The organism is Variovorax sp. Soil_C_39 (genome assembly GCF_057656815.1).
Genome location: NZ_JBDGJQ010000002.1, coordinates 64,797 through 80,169, shown reverse-complemented (window position 1 = coordinate 80,169; position 15,373 = coordinate 64,797). Strand labels below are relative to the sequence as shown.

General features: G+C 66.7%; 11 protein-coding genes. 5 read left to right on the top strand and 6 right to left on the bottom strand.

Annotated features, from left to right (window positions below; genetic code table 11):
- Positions 1-66: 66 nt before the first annotated feature.
- The 6 genes from AC3A6J_RS04415 to AC3A6J_RS04390 all read right to left on the bottom strand — a co-directional run bounded on the left by AC3A6J_RS04415 (position 67) and on the right by AC3A6J_RS04390 (position 9,191).
- Complete coding sequence (locus AC3A6J_RS04415) at positions 67-843, bottom strand: mechanosensitive ion channel family protein (RefSeq protein WP_487858700.1); 777 nt, start codon at positions 841-843, stop codon at positions 67-69.
- A gap of 97 nt (positions 844-940) precedes the next feature.
- Positions 941-4,279, bottom strand: coding sequence for a maltose alpha-D-glucosyltransferase (treS, locus tag AC3A6J_RS04410; RefSeq protein WP_487858699.1), 3,339 nt, complete (start codon positions 4,277-4,279; stop codon positions 941-943).
- A 9-nt stretch (positions 4,280-4,288) separates the two neighbouring features.
- Entirely contained in the window at positions 4,289-6,349 is a 2,061-nt protein-coding gene (locus tag AC3A6J_RS04405) for an alpha-1,4-glucan--maltose-1-phosphate maltosyltransferase (RefSeq protein ID WP_487858698.1), read from the bottom strand.
- The gene (gene glgB, locus AC3A6J_RS04400; protein ID WP_487858697.1) at positions 6,346-8,247 is read right to left on the bottom strand and encodes a 1,4-alpha-glucan branching protein GlgB; all 1,902 of its coding nucleotides are present in this window, start codon (positions 8,245-8,247) and stop codon (positions 6,346-6,348) included. Before glgB ends, AC3A6J_RS04405 begins: the two co-directional genes overlap by 4 nt.
- Positions 8,248-8,418: 171 nt before the next feature.
- Positions 8,419-8,736 (bottom strand): hypothetical protein, encoded by a 318-nt coding sequence (locus AC3A6J_RS04395; protein WP_487858696.1) that lies wholly within the window; start codon positions 8,734-8,736, stop codon positions 8,419-8,421.
- A 98-nt stretch (positions 8,737-8,834) separates the two neighbouring features.
- The gene (locus tag AC3A6J_RS04390) at positions 8,835-9,191 is read right to left on the bottom strand and encodes a hypothetical protein (protein WP_487858695.1); all 357 of its coding nucleotides are present in this window, start codon (positions 9,189-9,191) and stop codon (positions 8,835-8,837) included.
- Positions 9,192-9,452: 261 nt separating this feature from the next.
- On the opposite strand from AC3A6J_RS04390, the gene AC3A6J_RS04385 reads away from it, so the two are divergent.
- From AC3A6J_RS04385 to AC3A6J_RS04365, 5 genes are all read left to right on the top strand, one after another.
- On the top strand, positions 9,453-9,890 hold the full coding sequence (locus tag AC3A6J_RS04385; RefSeq protein ID WP_487858694.1) for an Hsp20/alpha crystallin family protein: 438 nt from the start codon (positions 9,453-9,455) through the stop codon (positions 9,888-9,890).
- A gap of 37 nt (positions 9,891-9,927) precedes the next feature.
- The gene (locus AC3A6J_RS04380; protein WP_487858693.1) at positions 9,928-10,350 is read left to right on the top strand and encodes an Hsp20/alpha crystallin family protein; all 423 of its coding nucleotides are present in this window, start codon (positions 9,928-9,930) and stop codon (positions 10,348-10,350) included.
- A 125-nt stretch (positions 10,351-10,475) separates the two neighbouring features.
- Entirely contained in the window at positions 10,476-11,147 is a 672-nt protein-coding gene (locus AC3A6J_RS04375; RefSeq protein ID WP_487858692.1) for a phosphoribosyltransferase, read from the top strand.
- 28 nt (positions 11,148-11,175) lie between these two features.
- Positions 11,176-12,099 carry an erythromycin esterase family protein gene (locus AC3A6J_RS04370; protein WP_487858691.1) on the top strand — a complete coding sequence of 308 codons (924 nt, stop codon included), beginning with the start codon at positions 11,176-11,178 and terminating at the stop codon, positions 12,097-12,099.
- A gap of 132 nt (positions 12,100-12,231) precedes the next feature.
- The gene (locus AC3A6J_RS04365; RefSeq protein ID WP_487858690.1) at positions 12,232-15,273 is read left to right on the top strand and encodes a sensor domain-containing diguanylate cyclase; all 3,042 of its coding nucleotides are present in this window, start codon (positions 12,232-12,234) and stop codon (positions 15,271-15,273) included.
- Positions 15,274-15,373: the final 100 nt, after the last annotated feature.

The following is a 15,373-nucleotide window of genomic DNA, read 5'->3' as shown; positions in this document are numbered from 1 at the left end:
GCGAAGAAGTTGGACGAAGAAGATGGATCAGGATGGGGAACGAGGCGAGACGGATCCCGCCTGCCGTCAGCGTGGCGGACGGTCACCCGCCGACTGCGGCGGCACGGGCGGGCCCGGCCGGCGAATTCCTGTGGTCGTGGTGGTGGTGCTGGGAGGCGCAGCCCTGGCGTCGTCCTTGGGCACGCGGGGCCACCAGCGTTCGATCTGCGTGGCAGCCCAGTCCTTGCCTGCGAGGCCGAAGGCCAGCGCCAGCGCGAACACCACGCCCGCAAGCACGACGAGGAAGCTCTCGCGCACGATGTCGCCACCCACCTTGACCTGGTCGAGCGCGATCAGGATCACGAACGCCATCACCGCGTAGCGCGCAATGCGCCCGAGCAGCGCCGCGTCGCGCATCTGCACGCCGCGCAGGTAGCTGGCCACTGCCTCGCCCACGAAGCGGGCAAAGTACGAGCCGAACGCGAGCACCAGCAATGCGACGAAGAGGTTCGGCACGAACCACACCACGCGACCGAGCAGGTCGGCGATGTAGCTGAGCCCCATGCCGTTGAAGGCCAGCAGCAGTGACGCGAAGATCACCATCCAGTAGGCCAGCACCCCGAAGAGGCTGCTGGTGTCGCCGTTCCAGCCACCTTGGCGCAGGAAGTTGTCGAGGCCGGCGCGCTCGGTGAGCACGTTGAAGTTGATGGCCCGCAAGGCCCTGGTGACAGCGAAGCGCACCGTCTTGGCGACGAGCCAGCCGGCGAGTACGACCACGATGGCGATGGCGAGGCGGGGCACGAAGGCCCCGACCTGGTAGAGCATCGCATTCAGTGGTTCGAGTTGAATGCCGAATCGGTCCATGTATTTCTCCCGTGCGTGATGGCGGTGGTAGGCGGATATGAAAATCGAAGCAGTTGCCGCGGGTGCGGCGCGTGCTTCGGGGTGGAGGGTCGACGGGTCAGGCGGCTGGCGGTGGCTGGAGCATGGCGAGCACGCCGTTCAACGGGACCTGCGCCCAGTCGACCCGGTTGTTGAGTTCGTAACGCATTTCGTAGAGCGCCTTCTCGAGCTCGAACAGCGCGAGCAGTTCGGCATCGATCGCCGCGGCCTTGCCGTCCGCGGTGGTGAGCGAACCCATGTAGCCCGCCAGGAAGGCTTCTCGCGCGGCCTGTTCCCAGGCCGCGGCTGGCGTGGCCAGCATGACGGCTTCCTCGGCGCTCTGCGCCACGCGTCGCAGGGCGGACCAACGCGCATAGTTGAAGGAGCGCAGCATGCCCGCCACGTCGCGCAGCGGCGACCCCTTGGTGCGGCGCTCGTCGAAGCTGCGCGCCGGCTCGCCTTCGAAATCGATGATCAGGAAGTCGTTGTCGCGCAGCAGCACCTGCCCCAGGTGGAAGTCGCCGTGGTAGCGGCTCTTGATGGCGCCCTGCGTCTGCGGCCGGCGTGCCGCGATGGTGGCGTGCAGCGCAGCCTCCATGTCGAGCAGCGCCTGCGCATCGGGCTGTGCCACGGCGGGCAGCTGGCCGATGCGTTCGCGCAGCAGCGCGAGCGTGACCTTGGCGTCGGCGTCGGCGCTGGCCGTGTAGCGCGCGACGTCCTCGGGCTGCAGCGCCTCGGGCTCGAAGGCCGCCGCGCCCGTGCGCATCGCGAGTGCGTTGTGCAGTTCGGCCGTGCGCTGCCCCAACGTGGTCATGAGGGCCAGGAAGCCGCCATGCTCGATCAGCGGATCGGGCGCGGTACCGCCGTCGGTGGTGGCGAAGTCGCGCAGGTAGCGCTCGAGATAGCCGAGCGTGTGCTCCCAGCCGTCGCCCTGGTTCGCCACATACGACTGCACCATCGCGAGCGTCATCGTGCGGCCATCGTTGCCGATGTACTCGAGCGCGCCCAGCACCGGCACGCACGACGGGTACTTTGCGTCCTCGGTCAGGAAGCGTCCCATCTCGAGCTCGGGGTTCAAGCCTTCGCGCACGTTGCGGTATCCCTTGAGGAACAGCGTCTCGTCCATCGTGAGCACGGTGTTGCTGCTCACGCCGCTGGGCCGGCCCACCTGCATGGTCGCGATGTCGGCGTCGATGGCCGCGAACGCGGCCGTGGCCTTGAAGCGCAGCCGGCCGTTCGCTGTCGGCAGTTCCATGCCGTCACGGATCGCCTGCACCAGGGCTCGGCAGAAGGCCTCGTCGTAGAAGGCATCGCCCATCACGCCCACCTGCGCCTGCTGGCGGATCTTGGCCAGTGCCGCCTGCGTGAGGCCATTCATGCGCTCCTCGTCGCGCTCTTCCCATGCCAGCGCGAGCGGCATGAAGTAGGTGGCGCCGCCGGGTGGGCTGTCGAGTTCGAGCGTCGGCAGAAGCCAGCTCTGCCCGTCGGTTTCCCACACTGCATAGTCCGCCAGTTGCGCCCGGGCGATCGGGGTTCCCTTGGACGCATACCAGCGTTGGATCTCGATGTGCCGCGGCAGGATGTCGAGTTCGAACTGGTTGCGCATGCGCTCGGACATGCCCATGCGCCACGGCATCACGCGGTCGCGGAAGAAGCTGTTCCAGCCGTCGAACAGCACGAGCGTGGGCCAATCCTGAAGCGCCACGCCCTCCTGGTGCCAGCTCGGCATCTCGGCGTCGGAGGCGAGCTTGAACCAGTAGAAGCCGTACGAAGCGAGCGTCAGCAGGTAAGGCAGCTCGCCGATGGGCGGGAACGGCACGCGCCCGAGCATCTCGATCGGCACCCGCCCCTTGAAGGCGGACAGGTCGAGCTCCACGGGCTGGGCGGCCCGCGAGAGATTGAACACCGTCAGGATGATGTCGTCCTCGTACTCGCTCAGGTAGGCCAGGATCTTGCGGTTGCCGGGCTTGAGAAAGCGCCGCTTGCCGCGGCCGAAGGCGTGGCTGGTCTTGCGCACGGCGAGCATGCGCTTGGTCCAGCTGAGCAGCGAGCTGGCGTCGCGCGCCTGCGCCTCGACGTTGAGCGCCTCGTAGCCGAACATGGGGTCCATGATCGGCTGCAGGTACAGCCGCTGCGGATCGGCGCGCGAGAAGCCGGCGTTGCGGTCGGGGCTCCACTGCATCGGCGTGCGCACGCCGTTGCGGTCGCCGACGAACACGTTGTCGCCCATGCCGATCTCGTCGCCGTAGTAGATGATCGGCGAACCGGGCATCGACAGCAGCATGCCGTTCATGAGCTTGACGCGATCGAGGTCGTTTTCCATCAGCGGCGCAAGGCGGCGCCGGATGCCCAGGTTGATGCGCGCACGCGTGTCGGCGGCATACATGTTGTACATGTAGTCGCGCTCCTTGCTGGTCACCATCTCGAGCGTGAGCTCGTCGTGGTTGCGCAGGAAAATGGCCCACTGGCATCCCTCGGGAATGTCGGGCGTCTGCTGCATGATCTCGACGATCGGATGCCGGTCTTCCTGGGCGATGGCCATGTACATCCGCGGCATGAGCGGAAAGTGGTAGGCCATGTGGCACTCGTCGCCGTCGCCGAAGTATTCGCGCACGTCCTCGGGCCACATGTTGGCCTCGGCCAGCAGGAAGCGGTTCTTGTACTCGGCGTCGATGGCGGCGCGCAGCTTCTTGATGACGTCGTGCGTCTCGGGCAGGTTCTCGTTGCTGGTGCCGTCGCGCTCCACCAGGTAGGGAATGGCGTCGAGCCGGAACCCGTCCACGCCCATGTCGAGCCAGAAGCGCATCACCTTGAAGATCGCCTCGAGCACGGCCGGGTTGTCGAAGTTGAGGTCGGGCTGGTGGCTGAAGAAGCGGTGCCAGTAGTAGGCCTTGGCCACCGGGTCCCAGGCCCAGTTGGAGGTCTCGGTGTCGGTGAAGATGATCCGGGTGCCCTGGTAGATCTGGTCGGTGTCGCTCCAGACATAGAAATCGCGCTCGGGCGATCCGGGCGGCGCGTTGCGCGCGGCCTGGAACCAGGGGTGGTCGATCGAGGTGTGGTTGATGACCAGCTCGGTGATCACGCGCAGGCCCCGCTTGTGCGCCTCGTCCATCATCTCGCGGAAGTCGTCGATCGTGCCGTACTGCGGGTTCACGTCCTCGTAGGCCGAAATGTCGTAGCCGTCGTCGCGCATCGGCGACGGATAGAACGGCATCAGCCAGATCGTGTTGACGCCGAGCTCCTTGACGTAGTCGAGCTTGGCGGTCACGCCCTTGAAGTCGCCGAAGCCGTCGTTGTTGGTGTCGAAGAACGCCTTGACGTTCAGCTGGTAGATCACCGCGTCGCGGTACCAAAGCGGATCGTCGCTCGTGTCGATCTCGACCGTTTCAAGCGCAATATGGGGTACAGGTGCGTTCATCTTGCGCCTTCAAACAAAGTAATCGAAATCGCGGTCGTCGGCATCCCGACGCCGCACGGCGAAGATGTGCGCCGGAACGCGATGCGGGTCGAGCTGCACGTAGTGCCAATCGCCCTGCCACATGAAGCGTTGGCCGCTCAGCAGGTCGTGCATCTGGAACGCCTCGTGCGTCTCGATGCCGAGGCTCTTGGGCGCCAGGTTGACCCAGCCGGACTGCACGTTGTGCGGGTCGAGATTGACCACCGTGACGATCACGTTGCGGCCATCCTCCGACGCCTTGGCATAGGCCAGCAGCTGATCGTTCTCGATCGGCAGGAAGCGCAGCGTGCGGTCCCATTGCAGCGCGGGGTTCTCGCGCCGGATGCGGTTCACGCGCGCGATGAACGGCGCGAGGCTTTCCGGGTCGTCGTGGTTCCAGTGGCGCAGCTGGTACTTTTCGGAGTCGCGGTATTCCTCGCTGCCGGGCTCGCGCGGCTTGTGCTCGCGCAGTTCGTAGGCGGGGCCGTAGATGCCGTAGTTGGCCGCGAGCGTCGCCGCCAGTACCAGCCGGGTCTGGTAGACCGAGGTCTCGCCGCCCTGCAACTGCTCGTGCAGGATGTCGGGCGTGTTGGGCCAGACGTTGGGACGGAAGTAGTCGATCCCCGGTGCGGTGGACAGCTCGGTGAAATACTCGATGAGCTCGGCCTTGGTGTTGCGCCAGGTGAAGTAGGTGTACGACTGCGAGAAGCCGCCCTTCGCGAGGCGGTGCATCACCTTGGGCCGCGTGAAGGCTTCGGCCAGGAAGATCACCTCGGGGTGCTGGCGCCGGATCTCGCCGATGCACCATTCCCAGAACGGGAAAGCCTTGGTGTGCGGATTGTCGACGCGGAAGATGCGCACGCCCTCCCCGATCCAGTGCTCGATCACGCTGCGCAGCTCGGACCACAGGCCGCGCCAGTCCTCGCTCTCGAAGTTGAACGGATAGATGTCCTGGTACTTCTTGGGCGGGTTCTCGGCATACTGCACGGTGCCGTCGGGACGCCAGCGGAACCACTCGGGATGCGCCTTCACGTAGGGATGGTCGGGCGCGCACTGGAACGCGATGTCGAGCGCGAGCTCGATGCCGTGCTTGGCCGCCTCCTCGCGCAGGTGGCGGAAGTCCTCAGGCGTGCCGAGCGCCGGCAGGATCGACTTGTGGCCTCCCTCCTCGGCGCCGATGGCCCACGGGCTGCCCACGTCGTCGGGACCGTGGGTCAGCGCATTGTTCGGCCCCTTGCGCTGCACCCGCCCCACGGGGTGAATCGGCGGGAAATAGAGCACGTCGAAGCCCATCGCGGCAATCGCCGGAAGGCGGCGCTCGACGTCCCTGAAGGTGCCATGCACGCCGGGCGTGGGGCCGGTGGAGCGCGGAAAGAGTTCGTACCAAGTGCTGAAGCGCGCGCGCTCGCGTTCGGCGTCGAGCGGCAACTCGATCGCGAAGCGCACTTCGTGGCGCCGGTCGGGGTAGCGACGGGCCAGCGTGGTCTGTTCCTCGTCGAGCGCCAGCGCCTTCAGCGTGGCGACCTGCGCGTCGGGGTCGCATGCCAGCGCGTCCAGCGCCTTGGCCCAGCCCGCAAGTGCCTTTCGGTCGGTACCGGCGGCGCGCTTCGCGGCCTCGGCGATCTCGAGCGCACCGACCTGCAGCGCGATGCGCACGTCGTCCGCGTCGATACGGCGCGTCAGCTCGTGGCGCCAGGATTCGAACGGATCGACCCAAGCGGCCACGGTGTAGCCGTAGCGTCCGAGGGACGGCGGTGTGATGGAAGCCTCCCACACGTCGTTGACGAGGGGCGTCATCGGCACCTCGCGGAACTCGGCCTCGCCTTCGGCGCGCCAGCACAGGTTGGCACGCAGAACGTCGTGGCCGTCGGTGAAGCAGTGCGCGGTCACGCGAAACTTTTCGCCGACGACGCATTTGACCGGGAACCGGCCGTGGTCCACCGACGGCAGCACGGCATCGATCACGGCACGGCGCGCGCCGTCGGTGATGTCGGGTGAAACGGTGATGGCGGTGGCTTGCGAGGTGGCGGTAGCGGTAGTTTTCTTCTTCATGATGGGCTGTGCTCGAGGATCAGGGTGGAAAGCGGAGGCAGCGTCAGGCTGACCGCCTGCATGCGACCGTGCGAGCGCACGGGGGCGGATTCGACGCCGCCCAGGTTGCCCCATCCGGAGCCGCCGAACTCGACGGCGTCGGTGTTCAGGATTTCCCGCCACACCCCGCCGAGCGGCACGCCCAGCAGGTAGTTGGTGCGCGGCACCGGCGTCATGTTGCTCACCACCAGCAGCGGCGGTGCGCCGTCGCGGGCCTTGCGCAGGAACGCGAACACGCTGGTGTCGGCTTCATCCGCCGCGATCCATTCGAAGCCCGCCGGCGAAAAGTCCTGCTGGTAGAGCGCCGGTGAGGCGCGGTACACGCGGTTGAGCTGCGCCACGAGCCGCTGCAGACCCGAGTGCCCTTCGATGCCGCAGACCCACCATTCGAGTTCGCCGTCGTGCGTCCATTCACGGCGCTGGCCGAACTCGCCCCCCATGAACAGCAGCTTCTTGCCCGGATGCGTCCACATGTAGCCGAACAGCGCGCGCAGGTTCGCGAACTGCTGCCACGGGTCGCCAGGCATCTTGTTGATCAACGATCCCTTGCCATGCACCACCTCGTCATGCGAGAGCGGCAGCACGAAGTTCTCGTGGAAGGCGTACACCAGCGAGAACGTCATCTTGTGATGGTGGTACTTGCGGTAGATCGGCTCTTCCTTCATGTAGTCGAGCACGTCGTGCATCCAACCCATGTTCCATTTTTCGCCGAAGCCCAGGCCATCCATGTCGGTCGGTCGCGACACGCGCGGGTACGAGGTCGATTCCTCGGCCACGGTGACCGTGTCGGGGTGCTCGCGATAGACGGCGCGGTTCAGGGTCTGGAGGAACTCGATGGCCTCCAGGTTCTCGCGCCCACCATGGCGGTTGGGAATCCACTCACCATGCTTGCGCGCATAGTCCAGGTAGAGCATCGAGGCGACCGCGTCCACGCGCAGGCCATCGAGGTGGTAGCGGTCGAGCCAGAACAGGCCCGACGACACCAGGAAGCTGCGCACTTCGTTGCGCCCGTAGTTGAAGATGCTCGAATTCCACTCGGGGTGGAAGCCCTGGCGCGGATCGGCATGTTCGTAGAGGTGTGTCCCGTCGAAGTATCCGAGGCCATGCTCATCGGTCGGAAAGTGCGACGGCACCCAGTCGAGCAGCACGCCGATGCCGTTCTGGTGCAGATGGTCGACCAGGTACATGAAGTCTTGCGGCGAACCGAAGCGCGAGGTCGGGGCGAAATAGCCGGTGGTCTGGTAGCCCCACGATCCATAGAACGGATGCTCCGTCACGGGCATGAGCTCGACGTGGGTAAAACCCATTTCTTTCACGTAGGTCGCGAGGGCGTGCGCCATCTCGCGGTAATCCATGAACTGGCCCTCGCGCCGGCGCCACGATCCCAGGTGCACCTCGTAGACCGACATCGGTGCGTCGAGCGCATTATGAGCGGCGCGGGTCGCCATCCATTCGGCGTCGTTCCACTCGTAGCTCAGGTCGCAGATGCGCGAGCCCGTGGCAGGCGGCAGCTCGGCGCAGAAGGCAAAGGGATCGGCCTTGTCCACCACGTAGCCGTTGACGCGCGAATGGATGCGGAACTTGTAGGCTTGCCCCACGGCTGCCTGCGGCACGTGGCCGTGCCAGATGCCGGTGCCACCCGGGTCCGCAGACAGCGGATCGGCCTCGCCGGACCAGTGATTCCAATCGCCGACGACCGAGACGGACTCCGCATTGGGCGCCCACACGGCGAAGCGTGCGCCTCCTTGTTGGGGGTCGAGATGACAACCCAGGCGGTCGTATAGGCGGGCGTGCGTTCCTTCGCGGAACAGATATGCATCGTGCGGTTCGAGTCCGATGGACGGCTGAGTCAATGGCACCAGCGTTCCTCCCTGAGAATAGGATTGCGAGCCAGCGCACGAAAGAGCGCGCAGACGCTTCACAAATCCTGAACAGAATTTACAGAGCCCATACGATACGGCCCAGGAGGCTTGGCCTCCTCTGCATGTCGGAAAGATGCTCGCACCGCACGCCGTGCAACGTGATTTACATCACGTTGTGACTAATTCTTGATGTATCTTGCTGACGACAGGTGAAGGATCGGCGCTGCGCAGCGAGAAATCGCGCACGGTCAGCACGATGGCCTGGTGCGGATTGGCGCGGTAGCGCCGCTTCGCAGCCCCCCCGATCGCATCGAAGTGCGCCTTGCACGTTTCGAGCAGGCGGTCCCCGAGATTGCGCGTACCAAACACGTCGTGCAGCGTCTCCTCCGATATCTGCGCGACGATCCGCGCGCCATCGGGCCCGTCCGGGTAGATCGCAAAGCGGACGGTGGCGGTGTCAAAGCAGTAGATGCCCTCGAAATCCATGTCTGTCTCCTGTTGATGCCCTCAATGGCGACTGGATTCAGCGCGGGATGGACCTTGGAACGGCATGGATTTCCGCGCGAGTTCAGGAAGGATGCCGCCTACATCCGCTGCGATGGGTGCGCGTCGTGGCTGCGCACCGGCAAGACTTGCCGCAATTTCTGTCCGAATCGCGCGCCCGCGAGCAGATTCTTCCATCCCGCGCGCTGCGACGGGCCGCGCGGCAACTCGCCGGGATAGTGAATGCGCGCGAGCTCCTCGCGCCCCTTCTCTGTGATGGCCAGCACCTGGGCGGCGGGCTCCGCGCCCGACAGCTTCAAGGGATCGGCTGGCGCCGGAACGAAGGCGATCACGAGTCCGGCCTGGCGAAGAATCCGGACTTCGTCGATCTCCTTCGGCGTGCGAAACGACACGGGGAGCCGGGATGCGGCAATCTGCTTGAGCAGGTCCATCGGCATGACAAATCTCCTCTAGGTTCGGGATGACGATTGACGGTTCGACGAGCATCGAAATAGGTCTTCCGGCCAAGCCTTCAAGAGAGTCTGCAGATTGGTTTTTTCTGCCGCGCTGCGCGGCGCAATAGCATGCGCGCGATCGGCCGGAAACGGCTACGAAACCCCTCTTGAAAAGAAGGTCGTGGCACCTACTTCGCAAGACGGAAGCGCCGGGGGTGGCCTCCGGCGCAGCGTCAACCCTTGTTTCTAAATGGAGGTTTCGCCATGTACCGATCCCTGTTTCCACGCGACATGTTCGCCGAGATGGATCGCCTGCAGCGCGAGATGCAGCAGGCCTTCGATCTGTCTCCCACCATCCGCGGCCTCGCCCGCAACGGCTTTCCGGCACTGAACATCGGCGGCACGCCGCAGACCGTGGAGATCTACGCGTTCGCGCCCGGCGTCGATCCGTCCAGCCTCGAGGTCCATCTCGAGCGCGGGCTGCTCTCGATCGCCGGCCAGCGCAGCAATGCGCTGCCCGAAGCCGGCGCCAAGGCGGCCGTTCACATCAACGAGCGCTTCGAGGGGAGCTTCCGCAGGGTGCTGACCCTGCCCGACGATGCCGACCCCGACGCGGTCACCGCCAAGTACCGCGACGGCGTGCTGCACATCAGCGTGCAGCGCCGTGCCTCGTCGCAGCCGCGGCGCATAACCGTTCAATGACGAAGCAGAGAGAACCAGGCAAGAAAGGAGAACGACCATGAACACCACCCCATCGAACCGCGTCGCCGAGCAGAAGGCGCAGCAAACGGCAACACAGGTCGCCCGCGGGGACGACACCCGCTACAGCGATGCGGCCTTGACCCCGCCGGTGGACGTGATCGAGGACAGCGGCGGCATCACGCTCTATGCCGACCTGCCCGGCGTCTCGCGCGACAAGCTCGGCCTGCACGTGGCGGCGGACACGCTGACCATCGACGCCGAGACCGACATCTCGGTGCCCAACGGGCTGTCGTCGAGCCACATCGAAGTGGGCCTGGCACGCTTCCGCCGCGTCTTCACGCTCAGCAAGGAACTCGACACCGCCGCGATCACGGCCGAGCTGTCGCAGGGCGTGCTCAAGCTGCGCATTCCGAAGGCGGAACACGCGCAGCCGCGACGCATCGAGATCCAGGCCGCCTGAGCGCGCAGGCAGCGCAGGCGCCCGTGGCAGCGGGCGCCTACGCCGATGTGCGCTTCGCCCTACACCCGCGGCGGCACGGCAAAATTAAGGTCGTCCGGCAAAGCTCCTCCGGAAGCGCCGGACACATGGCCTTCGAACACTTTCGTGACCGCAGGGACGCCGGCCGCACGCTGGCGCAAAAGCTGGGCGGCCACGCCGGGCAGTCCGGTGTGGTCGTGCTGGCCCTGCCACGCGGCGGCACACCCGTGGCCTATGAAGTGGCCCGGGCGCTCGACGCCCCGCTCGATGTGCTCGTGGTGCGCAAGCTCGGCATTCCCTGGAACGAGGAATACGCCATGGGCGCCATCGCCAGCGGCGGCGAACAGCTGCTCGACGCGCGGGTCGTGCACGAACTCGGCCTCACCCGCAGCGACATCGAAGACGTCGTAGCCCGCGAACAGCGTGAGCTGGCGCGGCGCGAACGCACCTACCGCCGCGACCGTCCGCCGCTGGCGTTGCACGGGCGCACCGTGATCCTGGTCGACGACGGCCTGGCCACCGGATCGACCATGCGCGCCGCCGTGCGCGCGGTGCGCCGGCAGCAGCCTGCACGCACCGTGGTGGCCGTGCCGGTGGCGTCGGCAGAGGCCTGCGAACTGCTGCGCAGCGAGGCCGACGAGATCGTCTGTGCTGAAGTGCCCGAATCCTTCCTCGGCGTCGGGCGCTGGTACATCGACTTTTCGCAGACCAGCGACGAGGAGGTCTGCGCGCTGCTCGATGACGCGGCGAACCGTCACCACGGCGCGCTGTCGGCCTGAAACACTGGCGAACGGAGGACCGTCATCCATGGACCCGTCGAAGATGCGGAAGGACACCGATGCACTGCGCGCCGTCGCGCACCCCATGGACGGCTCGGCGCACGACCACGATGCCCTGCTCGAACTGATCGGCGATGCGCATTACGTGCTGCTCGGCGAAGCTTCCCACGGCACGCACGAGTTCTATGCCGAGCGTGCGGCCATCACCCGGCGCCTGTTTACCGAGAAAGGGTTCAGCGCCGTGGCGGTCGAGGGCGACTGGCCCGACGCCTGGCGCGTGAACCGCTACGTGCGCGGTTTCGGCGGCGACGCAACGGCGCACGAGGCCCTCGCGGGCTTCACGCGCTTTCCTACCTGGATGTGGCGCAACCAGGACGTGGCGCGCTTCGTCGAGTGGCAGCGCGCCTTCAACGAGGCCGGGCCGCCGCAGGGCAAGACCGGCTTCTACGGTCTCGATCTCTACAGCCTGCACGGCTCCATCGAGTCGGTGCTCGACTATTTCGACCGCACCGACCCCGAAGGCGCCCGGCTGGCGCGCGAGCGCTATGGCTGCTTCGACCGCGTGGGCGACGGCGGCCAAGTCTACGGCCTGATGGCCGGGCTCGGCAACACGCCGTCATGCCAGAAAGAAGTGGTCGAAATGCTCGTGCGGCTGCGCAGCGCCGCTGCCGAGGCGTGGAACCTGCGCTACCGGCACATGGTCGAGACGCTCGGCGAGATCGTATCGCCCCGAGACCGAACGCCAGAGCCACTATTTCTTCGCGCGGCTGCCGATGCAGTTCGATGCGCTGCTGCACATCGACCGCACGCGCGCGGTCGATCCGCTCCTGGGCGATGCGGCCGAACCGGAGGGCGAGGTGCCCGATACCTGGCCTTCGGGCCGGTGGCGTCCCTCCCCGCCTGTCGGTGCGCCAGCCTGCCCGACGCACCAAAAGTGAATCCGACTTGTTAGTAGACGTGTATATGGTGGATTGCCAGAAACAACTGAAAATCTCCTTCTGACACACTACGTGCGCGGCGCGGATCACGCGATGCATGTCGGTCGCCCATGAACTCACCCGGTCTAAGAAACATCCGCTTCAGCTTGAACACGCGCCTGAGCCTGGGGGCCGCCCTGGTGGTCCTGCTGGCAACGATCGCGATCGCGACGGTGGCGCTGCAGCTGGTGCGCACCAGCGTGAAGGCGTCGATCGAGAGCGAGGAGCAGGCGCGGCTGTCGGCGATTGCGGACACCGTCGACCAGAAGTTCGTGGGCTGGCGGACCCTGCTGCAGACCTTCGCCGTGGGCGTGGAGGTGGCCGGATTCGAAGATCCGGCCCTGCTGCAGCCGTACCTGGAGCGGCATGCGCCCCTGCGCCGGGCCTTCAGCAACGTTGCGATGTTCACGGCCGAGGGCGACCTGGTCGCCAACCTGAACGGGGCACGGCCCGAGGGGGCGGTCAACATCCTCGACCGGCCCTACTTCCGCCGGACCCTGCAGGCCAAGGCCGGCGTGGTTTCCGAGCCCTACTTCAACCGCCTGACCGGCCTGGCACAGGTCGCCCTCACCCAGCCGGTGTTCGACGAAGCGGGGGCGTTGCGCTTCGTGATCTCGGCCGCCATCGACCTCGGCGGCCGCAACATCCTCGGCGAGATGGCCGGGACCCGGTTCGGCGACACTGGCTACCTGTTCATCACGACCACCGACGGGGTCGTCATCGATCATCCCCGCACCGATCTCATCGCCCGGACGGCCGACCCGACGGGCAACGCCCCGCCCGAGATCGACCTCCCGGCCAAACAGTTCGAAGGCATCGCCGAAGGCTTCAACCATGCCGGGGTGCATGGCATGTATGCCTTCAAGCGCATTCCGCAGACCGATTGGGTGATCGGCGCGATGTACCCGACCTCGGAGGCGTTCGCACATTTCGAATCGATCGAGCGCACGGCCTGGATCGGCGCGGTGCTGCTCGCGGTGATGGCGGGGGCTCTCGCGCTGGCGGTGGTGCACCGCCAACTCGATCCGCTCAGGCACCTGCATCGCCACATGCTCGACGCGGAGAACCTCGCGACCGAAATCGTCGTGCTGCCGGACTATGCGCGCGACGAGATCGGCGACCTCCGGCGCACCTTCGACACGCTGATGCTGCAGCGCCGCGCGAGCGAGAAGTTCCTGCGCGACATCACCGACAACCTGCCCGCGATGATTGCGCACGTCGACGCCGAGGGCCGCTACACCTTCGTCAACGAGGCGCTCAGCCGGAAGCTCGGGCGCAATGCGGTACAGCTGGTCGGCGAGCCCGTGCGCGGGCTGAGTGCCATCGCCGAGGACGAGGCACTCGACGCTGCGGTCCGGCGCGTGCTGGCCGGCCAGGCCGTGCGCATCGAGAGCCGCGGCGAACGGGAGCGCCACTTCCAGACCGAGCTCATTCCCGACCGCGACAAGGCGGGCCGCGTGCGCGGCTACTACGCCATGACCTCCGACGTCACCGAGCGCAAGCAGATCGAGTTCAACCTCGCGCACAGCGAGGCGCAGGTGCGGACCATCGCCGACAACATTCCCGCGCTGGTCTCCCGCGTCGATGCGACGCTGCACTACACCTTCGTGAACGCGCAGGTCCGCATGCTCTACGGCGGCAAGGAGATGCTCGGCCGCTCGATGCCCGAGATGCGCGGCCCCGATGAGTACGCCAGCGTGGCGCCCGCCTATGCCCGCGCGCTGGCCGGCCACGCGGTCGTGCTCGAGAAGAACGGCGACCCGAGGCTGGGGGTGGGCGACCGCACCTTCAAGGCCCACTACATCCCCGACAGCGATGCGAACGGCGTGGTCCAGGGCGTGTTCTCGATGACCTTCGACATCACCGACGAGGTGAACATCCGCCGTGCCCTGACCGAGCAGCAGAAGCGCCTGCGCGACGTGACGGACAACATCCCCGCCCTCGTCGGCTACTTCGACAACGACGAGAACTGCCTGTTCGGCAACGTGCGCGCACGGCAGATGGCGGGCCTGGGCAACGGCCCGCTCGACGGCGTGACGCTGCGCTCGGCGGTGGGCCACGCGGTCTACAGGCAGCTGCAGCCCTACCTGCCGATGGTGCGCGAAGGCAAGGCGGTGCGTTTTCCGGTGCGCGCACCGCTGCACGGCAAGACCGGCTACTTCCAGGTCAACCTGATTCCCGACAGGAACCACGAAGCCGCGGTGACGGGCTTCTACCTCATGACCTTCAACATCACGGCGCTCAAGCGCGCCGAGCTGCGCCAGGCCGAGAGCGAACGGCGGCTGCGCACCATCACCGACAACCTGCCCGCGCTCATCACCTACATCGACCGCGACGAGAAGATCACCTTCGCCAACGCCACCTACCGCGACTGGCTCGGCGTGGAGCCATCGGCCATCCTGGGCAACCATGTGCGCGACGTGGCCGGGCCCGATCTCTACCTGTCGCGCAAGGCCATGATCGCGCGCGCGCTGGCCGGCGAGCGCCTGGAATTCGAGGCCCACACCCGCACCGCGGCCTCCGACCGGCTGACCCGCGTCAGCTACGTGCCCGACGTCGCGCCCGACGGCAGCGTGCGCGGCATCTTCTCGCTGAGCCTGGACATCAGCGCGCTGAAGGACGTGGAACGCAAGCTCACCGAACTGGCGCGCGCCGACACCCTCACCGGGCTCGCGAACCGCCTTGCCTTCAACGAATTCCTCCCGGGCGCGGTCGCGCGGGCGCAGCGCACGGGCCAGGCGTTGGCCGTGATGTTCCTCGACATCGACCACTTCAAGCGCATCAACGACACGCTCGGCCATGCCACCGGCGACGGCGTGCTGGTCGAGTACGCGAAGCGCCTGAAGGGCAGCGTGCGCAGCACCGACACCGTCGCCCGCCTGGCCGGCGACGAGTTCGTGGTGGTACTCGAGAACCTGCACATGCGCGAAGACGCGGTGGCCACCGCGCGCAAGATCGTCCATCAGGTCGGCAGCGCACCGTTCGAACTCGACGGCCGCAGCCTCCAGGTCACCACCAGCATCGGCGTGGCCTTCCACCGCGCCACCGACGCGCCCGTCGAGCCAACGGACCTGCTGGCCCGCGCCGACGCGGCGCTGTACCGCGCCAAGTCGGCGGGGCGCAACACCTTCGGCTTCTCCGATGGCTGATTGCGAACTTTCGTACCCGCGCTTTGTCGCGACCTGCGTGGGAGCGGCCTGCTCCGGCTGACAAGCCACGCCGCCGCCCCCAGAATCGCCTCACACAGGA

Bases quoted from the DNA above. Each gene is read 5' to 3' on its own strand.
- AC3A6J_RS04415 (WP_487858700.1), bottom strand. From the start codon at position 843: ATGGACCGATTCGGCATTCAACTCGAACCACTGAATGCGATGCTCTAC.
- treS (WP_487858699.1), bottom strand. From the start codon at position 4,279: ATGAACGCACCTGTACCCCATATTGCGCTTGAAACGGTCGAGATCGAC.
- AC3A6J_RS04405 (WP_487858698.1), bottom strand. From the start codon at position 6,349: ATGAAGAAGAAAACTACCGCTACCGCCACCTCGCAAGCCACCGCCATC.
- AC3A6J_RS04395 (WP_487858696.1), bottom strand. From the start codon at position 8,736: ATGGATTTCGAGGGCATCTACTGCTTTGACACCGCCACCGTCCGCTTT.
- AC3A6J_RS04390 (WP_487858695.1), bottom strand. From the start codon at position 9,191: ATGCCGATGGACCTGCTCAAGCAGATTGCCGCATCCCGGCTCCCCGTG.
- AC3A6J_RS04385 (WP_487858694.1), top strand. From the start codon at position 9,453: ATGTACCGATCCCTGTTTCCACGCGACATGTTCGCCGAGATGGATCGC.
- AC3A6J_RS04380 (WP_487858693.1), top strand. From the start codon at position 9,928: ATGAACACCACCCCATCGAACCGCGTCGCCGAGCAGAAGGCGCAGCAA.
- AC3A6J_RS04375 (WP_487858692.1), top strand. From the start codon at position 10,476: ATGGCCTTCGAACACTTTCGTGACCGCAGGGACGCCGGCCGCACGCTG.
- AC3A6J_RS04370 (WP_487858691.1), top strand. From the start codon at position 11,176: ATGGACCCGTCGAAGATGCGGAAGGACACCGATGCACTGCGCGCCGTC.